This window comes from Yersinia hibernica (assembly GCF_004124235.1).
Classification (GTDB): domain Bacteria; phylum Pseudomonadota; class Gammaproteobacteria; order Enterobacterales; family Enterobacteriaceae; genus Yersinia; species Yersinia hibernica.
Window position 1 is genome coordinate 1,430,507 of record NZ_CP032487.1, and the last position, 15,344, is coordinate 1,445,850.

A 15,344-nucleotide genomic window follows, 5' to 3' on the forward strand; every position below is an offset into this window, starting at 1 on the left:
AACGCGGCTAAGGCATCATAAAAACAAGCGCCGGATTTTATCACGTTGACCGCATTGCTGCATGGTAGATTCGCACTCCCGGCAAAATTACCTGAGTTAATCAAATTTGCCTGTTATAAAGGCCAGTTAAATGAGCCAACCAGATCAAGCGAATAACGCTCGGGCCGTTGGTAGCAACGGAGACTTTCCGCCACTAAAGGTGAGCGCAAGTTATTCGCGTGCAGTATTTCATCGGCGGTGAGCCACAGACAGCGGTCGATATCACTGTCATGAGGATGGGTGGGTAAGGGGGCCTGTAGCTCAATAACAAAAGCGAAACGCAAAAATGGCGTTTTATCCGGCGCTAGCCATTGATGCATGCGCAGAAAAAATTGCGGGCTGGCTCGAATACCGGTCTCTTCCCACAATTCTCTTTCTGCAGCTTGCAGCAGCGTTTCATCCGCTTCTAAATGGCCCGCGGGCTGATTCCATAATTTCTTGCCATTGATAGTCTCTTCGACGACCAAAAATTTCCCTTGGGCATGCACCACACACGCTACGGTAACATGGGGCTTAAACATCGGTTATCTCCTTCCATTCGCCGGGCTGTAAATCACCCAGGCTTAAATTTCCCATACTAAAACGGATTAGGCGCAGGGTTGGGAAGCCAATATGGGCTGTCATTCTGCGCACCTGCCGGTTACGACCTTCGAAAAGCGTGATCTTTAGCCAACTTGTGGGAATGGTTTTGCGCTCTCGAATGGGAGGATTACGCGGCCATAACCATGTCGGTTCGCTCACTAACTCCGCACCTGCAGGTAATGTAGGGCCGTCTTTCAAGGTGATTCCCGCCCTTAATTGGCTGAGTGCGTCATCACTCGGTATCCCCTCGACTTGCACGTAATAGACTTTACCGGTTTTCTGGGCCGGTTGCGTGAGCTTAGCTTGTAATTTGCCATCATTAGTTAATACCAGTAAACCTTCGCTATCACGATCGAGTCGTCCGGCTGCATAAACATCATTAAAAGGGATAAATTCCTTCAAAGTTGAGCGCCCAGCCTCATCAGTAAATTGCGGTAATACATCAAAAGGCTTGTTGAATAACAATACTCGACGTGGGGCCATAGGCTTCGCCTGTTTAGCCTGTGCCTTGGTGCTGAATCGGTTAACTTTGTGATTTTTAACAGAGAATTTATTCATGATTATTGCGATTTCGAATGATTAGCGCATTATACCTCAATCTGTTTCGGATTGGCGTGGAACGAATATTCAAGTAGTATTGACACGAATCTTACAAGGCATTAACAAAATTGCGCTGAAGGAGAGGTTGATGGAAAGCAAAGTAGTTGTTCCGGCAGAAGGTAAGAAAATTACTGTCGATGCTCAGGGTAAACTGGTTGTTCCGCATAATCCGATCATTCCATTTATTGAAGGTGACGGCATTGGCGTTGATGTGACTCCAGCCATGATTAACGTGGTCGATGCTGCGGTTAAGAAAGCCTATAAAGGTGAGCGTAAAATCTCCTGGATGGAAATCTACACTGGTGAGAAATCCACCCATGTTTATGGCAAAGATGTTTGGCTGCCAGAAGAAACATTGGATCTGATTCGTGATTACCGTGTAGCAATTAAAGGTCCGTTAACCACGCCAGTGGGCGGCGGTATTCGTTCTCTGAACGTGGCTTTGCGCCAACAACTCGACTTATATGTGTGCCTGCGCCCGGTGCGCTATTACGAGGGTACCCCAAGCCCGGTAAAACACCCTGAATTGACGAACATGGTTATTTTCCGCGAAAACGCAGAAGACATCTATGCGGGCATTGAATGGAAAGCCGGTTCACCAGAAGCTGAAAAAGTGATCAAGTTCCTGCGTGAAGAGATGGGCGTGAAGAAAATCCGCTTCCCTGAACAATGCGGTATCGGTGTAAAACCGTGTTCAGAAGAAGGGACTAAGCGCTTGGTACGTGCGGCAATTGAGTATGCCATTACCAACGATCGTGAATCAGTTACTCTGGTTCATAAAGGCAACATTATGAAATTCACCGAAGGCGCATTTAAAGACTGGGGTTACCAGTTAGCGCGTGAGGAATTTGGTGGTGAGCTGATCGACGGCGGCCCATGGGTTAAAATCAAGAATCCAAACAACGGCAAAGACATCATTGTTAAGGATGTTATTGCCGATGCTTTCCTGCAACAGATTCTGCTGCGCCCAGCTGAGTATGATGTTATTGCCTGTATGAACCTGAATGGCGATTACATTTCTGATGCATTGGCTGCGCAGGTTGGTGGTATCGGTATTGCCCCAGGTGCCAACATTGGTGATGAGTGTGCATTGTTTGAAGCCACTCACGGCACAGCACCGAAATATGCGGGCCAAGATAAGGTGAACCCAGGTTCTATTATCTTGTCTGCAGAAATGATGCTGCGTCATATGGGCTGGTTCGAAGCGGCTGATTTAATTATCAAAGGCACCGAAGGCGCTATTCAGGCTAAGACAGTGACTTACGATTTCGAGCGTCTGATGGACGGCGCTAAACTGTTGAAATGCAGTGAGTTTGGCGACGCCATTATTCAACACATGTAATTCTGCTGTTGATGTCATAGCTCACGGGGGCATATGCTTCCGTGAGTTTTATATCCTGCCAATTTTTCTTCTGCAAAACTTCTATAAAACTTCGTGGCAAAATAATCCAGCAACTGATGTGGGCTTTCTGCTCAATTTTCAAAGAAGAACGCAAAAATTATCAATCACTTGTTATGCACATCCCGTCATCATTGACACAATAATGTGAAGAAAATATTTGACTGATTATGGTAACTCTTTATCCTTTACCGCAAAGTTATTTGGCATGCTAGCGCCCTTTATTCTTACTGAGTTTATTAAAACATCAGTATTCAAGAAATTATAAAAATTTATTTTTATTTTCTCTCTTAAAACAGAGGTTTATATTGTGACGAAGGATGTAGAAATCGTTAAAGCACGGCATCCGTTAGATAAGCAACACATCAAGTTGTCTTATGTAACTCATTTTTACTGTAATCAGGGAAATATGGATTCCGTTGAGTCTTTGTTAAAGGAATATGAATCTTATCCTGATGATATTAAAGATGCTGTCGAATTTGTCATTGTTGATGATTGTTCTCCGCTCGAGTACGAAGTAAAAGATTATGATTTGAATTTCACGTGGTTAAGAATTACGACTGATATCCAGTGGAATCAGGCGGGTTCGCGCAATCTGGGTGTGACTTACGCTAAATCTGACAAGATAATCATTACCGATTTAGATTGCTTGCTACCTGAAGACACTATGCGTTATCTGGTTAATGCCCGTAATCCGGGGCGCTCGCTGTATCGCATCTATCGTACCGATGAAGAAACGGGGAAAGCCTACCGTGGCCATCCGAATTTGTTCTTCATGTCCCGGGCTAGATTCTTCAGACTTTATGGTTATGACGAAGAGTTTGCTGGCCACTACGGTTCGGAAGATTATCGTTTTGTGAAGTTCCACAAAGACCATGGCACCACGCCGCGCTACCTGCCCAAACAATACCGGTGTATTGAGCGCAATGTTGATAGGAAGAAAAGCTATCATTCTCTGGATCGTGACTTGACGTATAATGCGCCGATTGATGATCGCAAGAAAAATGAAATTGCACGCTTTGGTGCGGAATATGGTCATAGCCGCATCTTCCTTAACTTTAATTGGGAAATCAAAAAAGTACATTCACGGCCAGCAACAGTTCCCGAGCGCAAAGGCTGGTGGCGACCATTATGGTGGTTCCGTTATCTGTTCCGTTCACTGGCGGCATAACTGCATTTATCTGAAATATTTATCATAGCCAACCGGTATGCTCTGGTTGGCTATATTATAGATTTGGGGCTGCAATATGGGGTACACGTATGTCACGCAGCCTCTCTTGGTGATTAATCTGAAGTGAGTGACTTATGATTTCTCCTGCTACTTTGCCCGGTTCGCCGCCAGCTCATCGATATGTTGGCATGTTGTCTTGCGCAACTGCATTTCTGTTAGGTATTGGTCTACCCACTTCTAATTTTATAATGAATCTTTCAATGGTATTAGCGGTTGTCTGCTTACTGCTGAGCCGCGATACCCGTTATGTGAAAGAATTAGCAAAAAAACCACTGATTTGGTTACCCGCAGTGATGTTTTTGCTGTTAGCGGTATCTTTACTCTGGCATCACAATCTGTACGGTAAAGTGATGGTTGGTAAGTATTCAAAGTTGTTGTATATCTTGCCGTTAGCTATGTTTTTTGTCCTATCCCGTTCACTGGCTAGTTATTTTGCTAAAGGTTTTTTATTGGCCAATGCGGTTATCTTGCTAGCGAGTCTGTGGGTCGGGGTGCTTCATATGCCATTGGGCCATATTGATCCACTGAATCCGACAGTATTTAAATTACAGATTACACATAACTTCTTTATGGCCATAGCCGCGGTCATCTGGCTTTCATTAGCTTTCCGTAGCCATGGGCTTAAGCGCTGGGGCTATGCTCTGCTGGTGTGTCTGGCCGTGTATAACATTGTCTTTATGGTGCAGGGCAGGACGGGCTATGTGGCGTTGGCGGCCGCTTTTGGGGTGTGGGGGCTACTGTCGCTTTCAACTCGCCAGCGTTTGGGAATGGTAGTGTGTGCCATTATTGTCGCTGTCATTGTGATCATGGTACCTAACCGTGCTGTTGAGCGATTACAGCAAGGTGTGACGGAGGTTCAAAGCTGCCTGGCAACCCAACAGGAGGTGGATAAAACGTCCTGTGACAGTTCGATGGGGCTGCGTACGTCATTTATGCTGGAATCGGTGAAGCTGATAGAACAGGCTCCTATTTTAGGGCATGGTGCTGGGGGCTTTTGGCTCAGTATTTCGCAAGGCGAATATAGCATAAACCCGCATAATGAATATCTGATGCAAACAGTCCAATCTGGTGTCGTTGGTTTAGCCTTATTCCTTGGGTGGATGTGGTGTTATTTCCGTTCAGCCTGGCGTTTACCCGCCCAGACCAGAAATGTGTTGGTTGCTTTGCTCTGCGCTTACTTGGCTTGTCACCTGTTTAACTCCTTCTTATTGGATTCTTCAGAAGGGCACTTATTTATTATCCTTACGGCGATTGTGGCCAGTTATTCAGTTCTGCCTATTAAAGAGCCAATAGAAACAGCACCAAGAGAATAAAATCGCGAGAATAAAGGTGTTTTTATACCCGAAGACAGGTGCCCAGAGTGGCACCTGTTTTTTTGTCTAGTCTACTGTTTCCGGCTGAGGACCGAAGCCTAATGTATTGTATCCCTCTTGGAATCCAAACAACTCAAGAAATTCATAAGCCGTTGAATACATGTGATAGGGTGAAAAAAACATCCAGGCAAAAAGCGATAATAAAATCATAAGGACAACCAGTAGCAATTTATCCAGCAGCACTTTTCCTCCTTATTTTATTTGGGCCGATAAACTTTCCTGATATGGCCCATAATATCGATAGGGTACTATTGCCCCACGATAGTTTAAAACATAATAAACGTATGGACAGGGTTATCAAATATGATCTTTTGCACAGGTGATAACTTATTTTTATCCAACACACTATTTCACTGATACTTTACAACAGATAAGTCGTAATCGGCGGCTTTACTAGGGTTACGGGGCTGACTCCTGCCGCCCTTAAGCTCCTCTCGCTGAACGGGTTAATGCTGCGAAAGATTGACTCTGTGAGGTTTCGCAAAAGCCATAGCCAACAGATTTATAGTGATTTTTATCACAAAAATTAATTGTTAACGTTAACATTGTTGATTAACATCACAAAACAGACGAGGTAGACCTTTTCAAACTGAAAAGTTAACGTTAACAATGGGCGTAAATCTTCAACAGGATCTCGCCATGAAACACTCTGTCCGCAATCAATATCTAATTTTAAGTGGCTTACTGTTTACGTTTTTCTTTACTTGGTCATCAGCGTTTTCTTTATTTTCTATATGGCTCAACCAATATGTAGGGTTAAAAGGGGCCGAAACCGGGGCGACTTTCTCTGCTATTGCTATAACGGCGCTATGCGTGCAGCCGCTATATGGGGTGATACAAGATAAGTTAGGGCTTAAAAAACATCTTTTATGGGCTATTGGTATTTTGCTGCTGATCAGTGGCCCTTTTTTTATTTATATTTATGCCCCTTTATTGCGCGTCAATATTCTCGCCGGTGCAGTTGTGGGCGGCTTATATATGGGAATGACGTTCTTTGCCGGGATTGGTGCCCTTGAGTCTTATACTGAGCGAGTTAGCCGGATTAGTGGGTTCGAATTTGGTCAGGCTCGGATGTGGGGCTCGCTGGGCTGGGCGGGGGCGACTTTCTTTGCGGGTATGTTATTTAATATTAATCCTAACATTAATTTCTGGATGGCTTCGGCTTCGGCAGCGCTATTTTTATTGTTGTTGTGGCATTTACATGAAGTCAAAACAGATGCGATGGGGGCACTGGAATATGGCAAGAGCAGCGCTCTGACACTGACGGATACCTTGTCATTACTCCGTCTGCCACGTTTCTGGGCGCTGGTGGTGTTTGTGACTGGAGTCAGCGTTTATAACGTATATGACCAGCAATTCCCGGTGTATTTTTCTTCTTTATTTGCCAACCCTCGACATGGCAATGAGATGTACGGTTTTCTTAATTCATTACAAGTCTTCTTAGAAGCTGGCGGCATGTTTCTTGCGCCATTCTTAGTTAACCACATTGGAGCCAAAAAAGGTTTATTGCTAAGTGGATTGATTATGGCCATGCGCATATTTGGCTCAGGATTAGCCCAAGATGCCGCCACTATTTCACTGATGAAACTCTTACATGCAGTCGAGTTGCCAATTCTACTGATCGCGATTTTTAAGTATATCGCCGCCAATTTCGATCCACGGCTATCAGCCACCTTGTATCTGGTGGGATTCCAGTTTGTGACTCAAGTGTGTGCCAGCATATTTTCGCCATTGGCAGGTATTGGCTACGACCAGATTGGGTTCGCGGATACCTACATGATAATGGGGGGAATTGTCCTCGGGTTGACTATTATTTCCAGTTTTATGCTGCGGGGCGAGCCGCGAGCTGATGATCCTTCCTTACAGTTAACGACTAAGCGAGCACTATGAATTCATTAATTGAGCGGGCAAATGCCGCACAACAAACTTTAGCTTCTCAGGTCGGCCAGAATTTCTATCCCCATTTCCATTTGGCTCCGCCAGCGGGGTGGATGAATGATCCTAATGGGCTGATTTTTTTCAAGGGGCACTATCACGCGTTTTATCAGCATCACCCCTATGATGAAAATTGGGGGCCGATGCACTGGGGCCATGCGACCAGCCCCGATATGCTGTGTTGGCAGCATCAGCCGATTGCATTAGCACCGGGAGACCCGTGGGATAAAGACGGCTGTTTTTCTGGCTGTGCGGTTGACGACAATGGCGTGTTAAGTCTGATTTATACCGGCCATGTTTGGCTTAAAGATGAGGGCGATGACAGTGCCATTCGCGAAGTTCAGTGTCTGGCGACCAGCCAGGATGGCATACATTTTGACAAGCAGGGTGTTGTGCTGACTCCTCCTGAGGGCATCATGCATTTTCGTGATCCTAAAGTGTGGTTTGAGGATGATTATTGGTGGATGGTTGTTGGTGCCCGAGATTCGCGCGATCATGGGCAAGTTTTGCTATATCGCGGAATTTCACTGCATGAATGGCAATTTATGCAAGTTTTGGCGCGTGCCGATGATGATATGGGATATATGTGGGAATGCCCAGATTTCTTTCCATTGGGTGATGAGCGAATCCTGATGTTTTCACCACAGGGCTTGGCTGCGCAAGGTTACCGCCATCGGAACTTGTTCCAAAGTGGGGTGTTGCGCGGACAATGGCAGCCAGGTGGCGATTTTACCCCATCTCAACCTTTTACCGAGTTGGATCACGGCCATGATTTCTATGCACCGCAATCCCTACTGACTGCTGATGGTCGTCGAGTCATCATTGGGTGGATGGATATGTGGCAATCTCCCATGCCGACTAAAGCCGATAATTGGTGCGGTTGCCTGACGTTACCACGGGAATTAAGTCTTGATACTCAAGGCCAGCTATTGATGCAGCCAATACGAGAAGTTGAAGCATTAAGGCAGTCCAGTCAGTCAGCTATTCCCGCCACGCGGTTGCAAGATAAACAACTGTTGCTCGAAAACTGCCGCAGTATGGAATGGCAGTTGCTGTGGGATACCGCCACCAGCCAGGCGGAAAAATATGGTTTGCAGCTGGGTGATAGCCATGGAACGGGAGGTCGAGTATCTATTTATGTGGATAATCAGGCTAATCGACTCATTCTCGAGCGATATTATCCGCAGCATGGTTTGACGGGATATCGCAGTGTGGCTCTGGCCGAGTCAGGATTATTATCATTGCGTGTCTTTATTGATAGCTCATCGATCGAGGTATTTATCAATGATGGGCAGGCCTGTATGAGTAGCCGTATCTATCCTGAGCCGCATGAGCGCTATTTATCATTATTTGCAGAGAATGGCCCGGCGGAACTGCTGAGCGCTAAATATTGGCATTTAGTGACTCGCTAACCCTCAAATCGCTGAAATGGACGCCCGCTCAAGCAGTGGGCAAGGTAGCCGCTGTGTTAAACGCGATTCCCGCCCTTCAATCAAATGCAGGGCGGCTTCCCGGCCAATATCATAATGGGGCAATTGCACGGTGGTCAGTGGTGGTAGAAATAGTTCACCGATGCCGACCATATTGTCATAACCGACTACCGCCACTTGCTGCGGGATGGTGATACCTTTTGCTAACAGCACTTGATAGGCCAGAAAAGCAATGCGGTCGTTGCCGCAAATCAGCACATCAAAGTCCGGTTTCCCCTCGGGGCAGTAGCGGTCTAATAGGGGGATAACATCTTGATAATGTTCATCTCCCCAGGCTAAATGACACTGGCGCAACTGCGCTATTGGCCGAGCTGATTCCAGCCAAGCTTTTTCTGCACCCGCGCGCCGAGCCCTGCCCGCCAGAGTGCAATCGGGAAGATAAATACACAATGGCCGCTGGTAACCGCGGCTTAACAGCAATTTCATCGCCTGATACTGACCATCAAAGTCATCAGGAATGTAACTGGGGATGGTATGGTTTTCACTGACACAGTTAGCCAACACAATATTTTTATCCCGCAGGCGCTCGGGGATGGTCACTTGCCGTAGCCCCATTGACGTAAAAATAATGCCGTCAGGACGTTGGGCCAGCAACTGGTTAACTGCGCGCTCGCTATCTTCTTGCGACGTGAGATTGACCAAAAAACTATTCCAACCAAATTCACGTGCTGTTAGCTCAATGGACAGTAATATTTCAACTGAAAAAGGGGTGGTGGCGGTATCCCACGCGAGCACGGCCAGAGTCGATGTTTGGGCCGTATTACCCCTCATTTTTCGTGCAGAAAAATCAGGCACATAATTAAGGGCCTCAATAGCCTGCATCACTCGCTGATAAGTTTCTGGGCGCAGTTGTTCTGGGTTATTGATGGCCCGAGAAACTGTCATTAATGAAACTGACGCCAGATTTGCCACTTCTTTCAGCGAAGCCATTACTTTCCTCAATGGATTATGTTGCCGTTCTCAGCGGTTGATTATCGTTTTCTTGCCATTATTGATCAACCGGTGCGGTGGTGTTGACTCTCGCGACCAATAAAAAGCCCTCATGAGTGAGGGCTGGAAACTAGCGGTTGGCTTTATCATCAGCCTCATCAATCAAGCCATTGGCTATTTTGCTTGCATCAAGGTAACGGGAAGAGCTTAAAATTCCATTCAGTGTTTCTCGGATGCTGAACAGAAATTGATCATTATCTGACTCATTAGCACATTCAACCATTAACGCGACAAGCAAAGCTTCATGGGCGATCAAGTGATCTTCACCAGGTAAGTTTGCATCAGTTTCACCTTGTTGGGCGCGAACAGATGTTTGATTAAGTGATGACATAAAACTCCTTATTTAATAATTGAATAACCAGCTACCCACTATAGCGGGGTTTCTGTTTATTGCTATGACAGATGAATAGTCAGTTATAGCATCCATAACAGATAATGCGCGGATTGTGCTTGTTCTCTTGATTTATTCACGCCATTTCAACGAGATATTATTTGAGTCCATCTTAATTTTGCGGACGATAAATCCGAACCGCGGCGGTTAGGCGCAGGGTACGATGCGCTAACTCTTCTGCTGCACCGGCATATTGCTCCACCATGGCCGCATTCTGATGCGTCATTTGATCCAACTGACCAATTGATTGACTAATCTGCCCCAGAGCTTGCGTCTGTTCATGAGTTGAGGTGCTGATTTCACTGATTAAGGTCGAAACTTGGCCCGCTTGTTTGACGATATTATCCATGGTAGCGCCGGCATTTTGGACTAATGCGCTACCATCGCGCACTCGCTCCACACTGGTTTCGATTAAGTGTTTAATCTCTTTCGCCGCAGTGGAAGATCGCTGGGCCAAATGGCGGACTTCACTGGCAACGACGGCAAAACCCCGGCCTTGTTCACCCGCACGTGCGGCTTCAACCGCTGCATTGAGTGCCAAAATATTGGTTTGGAAAGCAATACCCTCAATCACACTGATAATATCGACAATACGATGGCTGGAATCATTAATCGTGCCCATGGTTTTAATCACCTGATGCATTAATTCGCTGCCTTTCTCCGCGGCATGGCTGCTCATGGCTGCGAGTGATGTGGTTTCATTGGCACTATTGGCGCTGTTTTGTACGGTTGCCACTAACTGTTCAGTAGCACTGACGATATGCTGTAAATTGGCAGTGGCTTGTTCAGTTCGTACTTTTAGCTCACGATTACCTGCGGCAATTTCACTGCTGGCGGTGTTAATGCCATCTACTTGGCCGCTGACATCATCGGTTAGTGAGCGAAGATTCAACCCCAACTGATTGACACTCCGCATTAAATAGCCAATTTCATCCACACGATTGAGTTGCACATAATCACCCGCTTGCCCGGAAGAGACATCTTGGGCTTGCTGTAAAATCGCGGCAATTGGGCGGGCGACCTGGCGCTCGAGCCAAAGTGATGTTATCAGGCTACTGACAAGGGTGGTTACCCCTAGCCCGAGTAAGGGTAAGCCGCTAATGCCCATCCCCTTCGCCGCGACAGTCGGTAGCAGTGCAGCCATCAATAATGCACCGCGTAAACGCCAGCGTAATGGCAAAGTTTGCAATAATGACAAGAAAGAGAGCCAGCCGGTGCGGACAATCAAACCTCGGTACAAGGCAATGCGACGATGTTTGGCTTTACCCGAGTTAAAATCACTATATAGCGCTTCGGCCTGCTTAACTTCTTCACGAGTGGGGGCAATGCGCACAGAAATATAGCCGGTTAAACGGCCATTATGACGTAATGGAGTGGCATTGGCGCGAACCCAATAATAGTCGCCATTTTTCCGGCGATTTTTGACCAATGACGACCAGGAGAGGCCGGCATTCAAGGTTTGCCACATATCGGCAAACGCCGCAGGGGGCATATCCGGGTGCCGCACCACATTGTGAGGTTGACCCAGTAAATTTTGATATTCAAAGCCACTGGCACGAACAAAGGCGGCATTGGCATAGGTGATATTACCTTGAGTATCGGTGGTCGATTGCAAGGTGGTATCGGGGCCAATGGGAAACTCCTGCCGACTGACAGGTTTGTTCACTCGCATAATAACCTCAGTAAATGGGGGTTGTTTATCATCGCGGAAGACAATAATTACTGAGGGTAATCGGCAGTCATCAATAAAACTTTATGCTTTTATTTATTAAATTATTAATTCCCCATAAAGGTGCTATTTATTGCTCTTATTGCACTTATTTGGGGCGCTTAAATCATTAATTAATAGATGGTGTCAGCTGAATTCATTATTTATATTTAACTTTTTATTTATTTTTTAAATAATTGAGTTGGCAATAAAATACTTAAAAAACATGCTGTTGTGCTTTTGTTTGTTATTTTCTTTAGTGATTAACTAGTGAGTCTTGCAAAATAGTATTAATTTATTTTCCTATTGGCCTTTTATTGGCTTTAAATATGTGTATTTTTTACTTAAAAGTTACAAAGCGTGATGTTTATTGGGTGATTCATTCATTATATTTGTTAATTATGAATATCATGTTGATTATTTGTTACAGTTGCCTGGTATATCAATGTGAGAAATATTCATTAGCAATAACCAATCCCTGCAAAGACTGGGAGCGCAAAGTTAACAAGGATGCTGAATACTGGATTAGAATCCATTTAACACTAAATGACTTTTCTTCAATCCTTCTATTTTCATCAGGAAGTCATAGATAGGAGAAAGTCGCCTAAAGTCTTTGCTTAAAATATCAACTAGTTGCTCGGAAAACAGGATATCCATGTCATTATGATGGCTGATTAATGCCCACGATTTTTTGTTGTACCATGCTGCCAATTGCGGTGATTGGTCTTTAATCAGTGGCCGCTTATAACTTTCTCCTTCAATTGTGAAATTGGGATGAATGCACTCCGCTATCTTAAGAAAATCTGCTGGAGCACAGGTTAATTGTTGGCGAAAAAGCGCCATCGTGGTGCGGGATGCGCTGTAATAGCCCAGCCCATATCGCCACCAATCTGGGCCAAACTCAAAAAAGTATGTTGGTGCGTCTGTCCAGTTTTTACGCGATCTTTTAAAGGTCAGCCAAATATTGTTGCGATACAGTGACTTGTCATGAGAAAAACGTGTATCCCGGTTCATTCGGGAAATCGTTTTACCAATGGCTGGGCGAACTTCAAACAATTCATCAATAGTTAGCATATCTGAACTTAAGTCACTCACCAGTTTTCGCATGGGTTGCAGTAGATGCTTGTCATAGATATCACGATGTTCCTCAAACCATTCTTTATTGTTGTTTTGACTGATAAGTTGCAAGAAGGTCAGGCCGTCCTGAATAAAGCCGGTAAATTCACTCATAATATTCCTTTCTTTAATACAGTTCAGACTGAGCTTTTGTTGATCCGCCATCAATGCTTCTAATACTTTTTTTTGATAAAACGGCACTCCAGAGTGCATGTCAAGTGATGTTATCTGATGATGGCGATCGGGATATCCGTAACACGGGTAGTATATGCTGGTGATAACATTTCGCGTTTCATCTGCCATTCTGGGTTGATTCCTTGTCCGATGAAGGCAATTTTGCTTTTTCCAGATTGATTAATGCTGTCGATAGTCGCCATTAATTGCTCACTGTTGATACGCGGTTTGCACTCATCAAATAGCCCCAATTGGGCGATCCCGTGACTTGAAAATTCCCCTAATACAATCCCTGCTTTCAGGTAACGATGACCGGGCCGCCAAATTGCCGCTAGGCATTTAAGTGCGGCACTAATAATATCTCGCGAATCCAGCGTCGGCAAAGTGAGGCGGGTGCTGGCAACATTACTGTAGTAGGTCTCGTTGGTCGCAAAGGGGCTGGTTTTGATAAATGTTGATATATAGCGACAGTATTGATGTTCTTTCCGCAGCTTTTCTGCGGCTTTCTCGGCATAACTGCAAACTGCCTCATGCATGCTTTGATATTCAGTGATTCGTTCGCTAAATGAACGTGAGCAGATTATTTGTTGTTTTGTCGGGGCGAATTCAGTAACGGCTAAACACGCTTCACCACATAACTCTCTTACCGTCCGCTCCAACACCACACTAAAATTTTTGCGAATCAAAGAAGGGTTGGCTTCTGCGAGTTGCAGTGCTGTGGTGATCCCCATCATCTCAAGCTTTTTCGCCGTACGGCGGCCCACGCCCCATACCTCCGCGACAGGCATGAGTGCCAGTAACTTACGTTGGCGCTCGGGATTGGATAAATCGACTACCCCCCTGGTTTTATGCCATAACTTGGCGGCGTGGTTTGCCAACTTAGCTAATGTTTTGCTAGGGGCTATGCCTACACCAACATTTAGGCCAGTTAATTTTCGTATATGATCTCGCACAAATTGACCAAATTCTTCCAGCGCAATGGAAGGTTGGACATCTTTTAGGCTGAGAAAGGCTTCATCAATTGAGTAAATTTCAATTCCTGGAGCCAATTGCTCAAGAATAGTCATCACGCGCGCGGACATATCACTGTAGAGCGCATAATTGCTACTGAATGCAATTACACCATGCTGGCGTATAACTTGTTGAATTTTAAAATAGGGCGCGCCCATAGTGATCCCCACGGCTTTAGCCTCGCGGCTGCGGGCTATTACGCAGCCATCATTATTAGAGAGCACCACTACTGGCCGGCCATACAAGTCTGGTCGAAACACGGTTTCGCAACTGGCATAAAAAGAATTGACATCAACTAAAGCAAACATCATTTTAACTTATTGATACTAAATGTAATAACGCCAAAAATGGCCCACTCCTCATCCCCCTCGCACAGTTTTAGTGGCGGGGAGTTGGCATTAAGCGCTTCTAGGCGGAGGGTGGGGCGTAAGTAAAGGCGCTTAATGCTGAATTCCCCCCCAACGGTGACGATGACAATATCCCCATGTCGCGCTTGTAAACTGCGATCTATCACTAACAGCGCACCATGGTGGATACCCGCATTGACCAAAGATTCACCTTCAGCCGTCATAAAAAAAGTGGCGGCCGGATGAGCAATACAGTGCTCATTTAGGTCGATTCTTTTTTCAATATAGTCTTGTGCCGCATGACCAAATGCAACCATAGAGCCTCCAAATGATTGATACAAGGGAGAGCGCGATAACCCAAAGCTGTCAACTGACCGATACTGTTTATTTATACAGTATACATGACAAATAGAAGAGGAGAAAAGCGCTAATGAGGTATTTTTTATAGCGCGTTGATTTGTAAAAATATAAAGCCAGTAAATGGAGTGTGTAGCTCGCCGCTAGTTGTCGCTCTCATCTATCGTGTATAGCGGTCGAGTTAAAATTCAAGTTGCTGAACATGAAATTTTATTTTTTATCTATTTACTCTGCAATTACAGCATGACTTATTATTAATATAATAAATTCGTATATATAATTTATTGTTTATCAATTGGGATTAAGTTTCAAATAGATAGTTATTTAATATATAGATTTTTATCAATGACTTATAACTGTTTTGGTGTGATTTTAGTATCTAATTTTAAATTTGGAGTGATATATTTCAAAGATACTGATTAGCTAATCAATAATAAATTTCATTGACGTCATCATTAATATGAGTGGCCTCTAACATTATCGGCTAATAGATCACGGCCACAGGCGGGCTGAATCTGTGATTGATATCATTTAATTATAATTAATAGCTAAATAATTACTTTGGGAGGTATGTGTCACTCACTAATTCCTCTATTGTAAG

The 15,344-nt window shown here is 44.9% G+C and carries 14 protein-coding genes; 5 read left to right on the top strand and 9 right to left on the bottom strand.

The window, feature by feature from the left end:
• Window positions 1–113: 113 nt before the first annotated feature.
• On the bottom strand, window positions 114–560 hold the full coding sequence (locus D5F51_RS06635; protein ID WP_129195947.1) for an NUDIX hydrolase: 447 nt from the start codon (window positions 558–560) through the stop codon (window positions 114–116).
• On the bottom strand, window positions 553–1,179 hold the full coding sequence (gene rluE / locus D5F51_RS06640; RefSeq protein WP_129195948.1) for a 23S rRNA pseudouridine(2457) synthase RluE: 627 nt from the start codon (window positions 1,177–1,179) through the stop codon (window positions 553–555). Before rluE ends, D5F51_RS06635 begins: the two co-directional genes overlap by 8 nt.
• 130 nt (window positions 1,180–1,309) lie before the next feature.
• Between rluE and icd the strand changes: the two genes are divergently transcribed.
• The 3 genes from icd to D5F51_RS06655 all read left to right on the top strand — a co-directional run bounded on the left by icd (window position 1,310) and on the right by D5F51_RS06655 (window position 5,164).
• Entirely contained in the window at window positions 1,310–2,563 is a 1,254-nt protein-coding gene (icd, locus tag D5F51_RS06645) for an NADP-dependent isocitrate dehydrogenase (protein WP_019209643.1), read from the top strand.
• 367 nt (window positions 2,564–2,930) lie between these two features.
• Window positions 2,931–3,791, top strand: coding sequence for a glycosyltransferase family A protein (locus D5F51_RS06650; protein WP_025378589.1), 861 nt, complete (start codon window positions 2,931–2,933; stop codon window positions 3,789–3,791).
• 152 nt (window positions 3,792–3,943) lie between these two features.
• Entirely contained in the window at window positions 3,944–5,164 is a 1,221-nt protein-coding gene (locus D5F51_RS06655) for an O-antigen ligase family protein (protein ID WP_129199231.1), read from the top strand.
• A gap of 66 nt (window positions 5,165–5,230) precedes the next feature.
• Here D5F51_RS06655 and D5F51_RS22585 read toward each other — a convergent pair whose 3' ends face one another.
• The gene (locus D5F51_RS22585; protein ID WP_167480523.1) at window positions 5,231–5,407 is read right to left on the bottom strand and encodes a hypothetical protein; all 177 of its coding nucleotides are present in this window, start codon (window positions 5,405–5,407) and stop codon (window positions 5,231–5,233) included.
• Between the two features lie 456 nt (window positions 5,408–5,863).
• Here D5F51_RS22585 and D5F51_RS06660 point away from each other — a divergent pair, with 456 nt between their 5' ends.
• Together D5F51_RS06660 and D5F51_RS06665 are read left to right on the top strand one after the other, a co-directional pair.
• Window positions 5,864–7,114 carry an MFS transporter gene (locus D5F51_RS06660; RefSeq protein WP_129195949.1) on the top strand — a complete coding sequence of 417 codons (1,251 nt, stop codon included), beginning with the start codon at window positions 5,864–5,866 and terminating at the stop codon, window positions 7,112–7,114.
• The gene (locus D5F51_RS06665; RefSeq protein WP_129195950.1) at window positions 7,111–8,571 is read left to right on the top strand and encodes a glycoside hydrolase family 32 protein; all 1,461 of its coding nucleotides are present in this window, start codon (window positions 7,111–7,113) and stop codon (window positions 8,569–8,571) included. The genes D5F51_RS06660 and D5F51_RS06665 overlap by 4 nt, the downstream gene beginning before the upstream one ends.
• Window positions 8,572–8,574: 3 nt before the next feature.
• Here D5F51_RS06665 and D5F51_RS06670 read toward each other — a convergent pair whose 3' ends face one another.
• The 6 genes from D5F51_RS06670 to umuD all read right to left on the bottom strand — a co-directional run bounded on the left by D5F51_RS06670 (window position 8,575) and on the right by umuD (window position 14,703).
• Complete coding sequence (locus tag D5F51_RS06670; RefSeq protein WP_025378585.1) at window positions 8,575–9,579, bottom strand: LacI family DNA-binding transcriptional regulator; 1,005 nt, start codon at window positions 9,577–9,579, stop codon at window positions 8,575–8,577.
• 130 nt (window positions 9,580–9,709) lie between these two features.
• On the bottom strand, window positions 9,710–9,970 hold the full coding sequence (locus D5F51_RS06675) for a hypothetical protein (protein WP_025378584.1): 261 nt from the start codon (window positions 9,968–9,970) through the stop codon (window positions 9,710–9,712).
• A gap of 172 nt (window positions 9,971–10,142) precedes the next feature.
• Window positions 10,143–11,702, bottom strand: coding sequence for a methyl-accepting chemotaxis protein (locus D5F51_RS06680; RefSeq protein WP_129195951.1), 1,560 nt, complete (start codon window positions 11,700–11,702; stop codon window positions 10,143–10,145).
• 561 nt (window positions 11,703–12,263) lie between these two features.
• Window positions 12,264–12,971, bottom strand: a complete 708-nt coding sequence (locus D5F51_RS06685; RefSeq protein WP_129199234.1) for a DUF2461 domain-containing protein — start codon at window positions 12,969–12,971, stop codon at window positions 12,264–12,266.
• A gap of 107 nt (window positions 12,972–13,078) precedes the next feature.
• Entirely contained in the window at window positions 13,079–14,347 is a 1,269-nt protein-coding gene (gene umuC, locus D5F51_RS06690) for a translesion error-prone DNA polymerase V subunit UmuC (protein WP_129199235.1), read from the bottom strand.
• On the bottom strand, window positions 14,347–14,703 hold the full coding sequence (umuD, locus tag D5F51_RS06695; RefSeq protein WP_025378581.1) for a translesion error-prone DNA polymerase V autoproteolytic subunit: 357 nt from the start codon (window positions 14,701–14,703) through the stop codon (window positions 14,347–14,349). Before umuD ends, umuC begins: the two co-directional genes overlap by 1 nt.
• Window positions 14,704–15,344: the final 641 nt, after the last annotated feature.

Excerpts from the sequence above, each read along its gene's own strand:
- umuC (WP_129199235.1), bottom strand. The coding sequence starts at position 14,347 with ATGTTTGCTTTAGTTGATGTCAATTCTTTTTATGCCAGTTGCGAAACC.
- rluE (WP_129195948.1), bottom strand. The coding sequence starts at position 1,179 with ATGAATAAATTCTCTGTTAAAAATCACAAAGTTAACCGATTCAGCACC.
- D5F51_RS06680 (WP_129195951.1), bottom strand. The coding sequence starts at position 11,702 with ATGCGAGTGAACAAACCTGTCAGTCGGCAGGAGTTTCCCATTGGCCCC.
- umuD (WP_025378581.1), bottom strand. The coding sequence starts at position 14,703 with ATGGTTGCATTTGGTCATGCGGCACAAGACTATATTGAAAAAAGAATC.
- icd (WP_019209643.1), top strand. The coding sequence starts at position 1,310 with ATGGAAAGCAAAGTAGTTGTTCCGGCAGAAGGTAAGAAAATTACTGTC.
- D5F51_RS06635 (WP_129195947.1), bottom strand. The coding sequence starts at position 560 with ATGTTTAAGCCCCATGTTACCGTAGCGTGTGTGGTGCATGCCCAAGGG.
- D5F51_RS06670 (WP_025378585.1), bottom strand. The coding sequence starts at position 9,579 with ATGGCTTCGCTGAAAGAAGTGGCAAATCTGGCGTCAGTTTCATTAATG.
- D5F51_RS06675 (WP_025378584.1), bottom strand. The coding sequence starts at position 9,970 with ATGTCATCACTTAATCAAACATCTGTTCGCGCCCAACAAGGTGAAACT.
- D5F51_RS06660 (WP_129195949.1), top strand. The coding sequence starts at position 5,864 with ATGAAACACTCTGTCCGCAATCAATATCTAATTTTAAGTGGCTTACTG.
- D5F51_RS06665 (WP_129195950.1), top strand. The coding sequence starts at position 7,111 with ATGAATTCATTAATTGAGCGGGCAAATGCCGCACAACAAACTTTAGCT.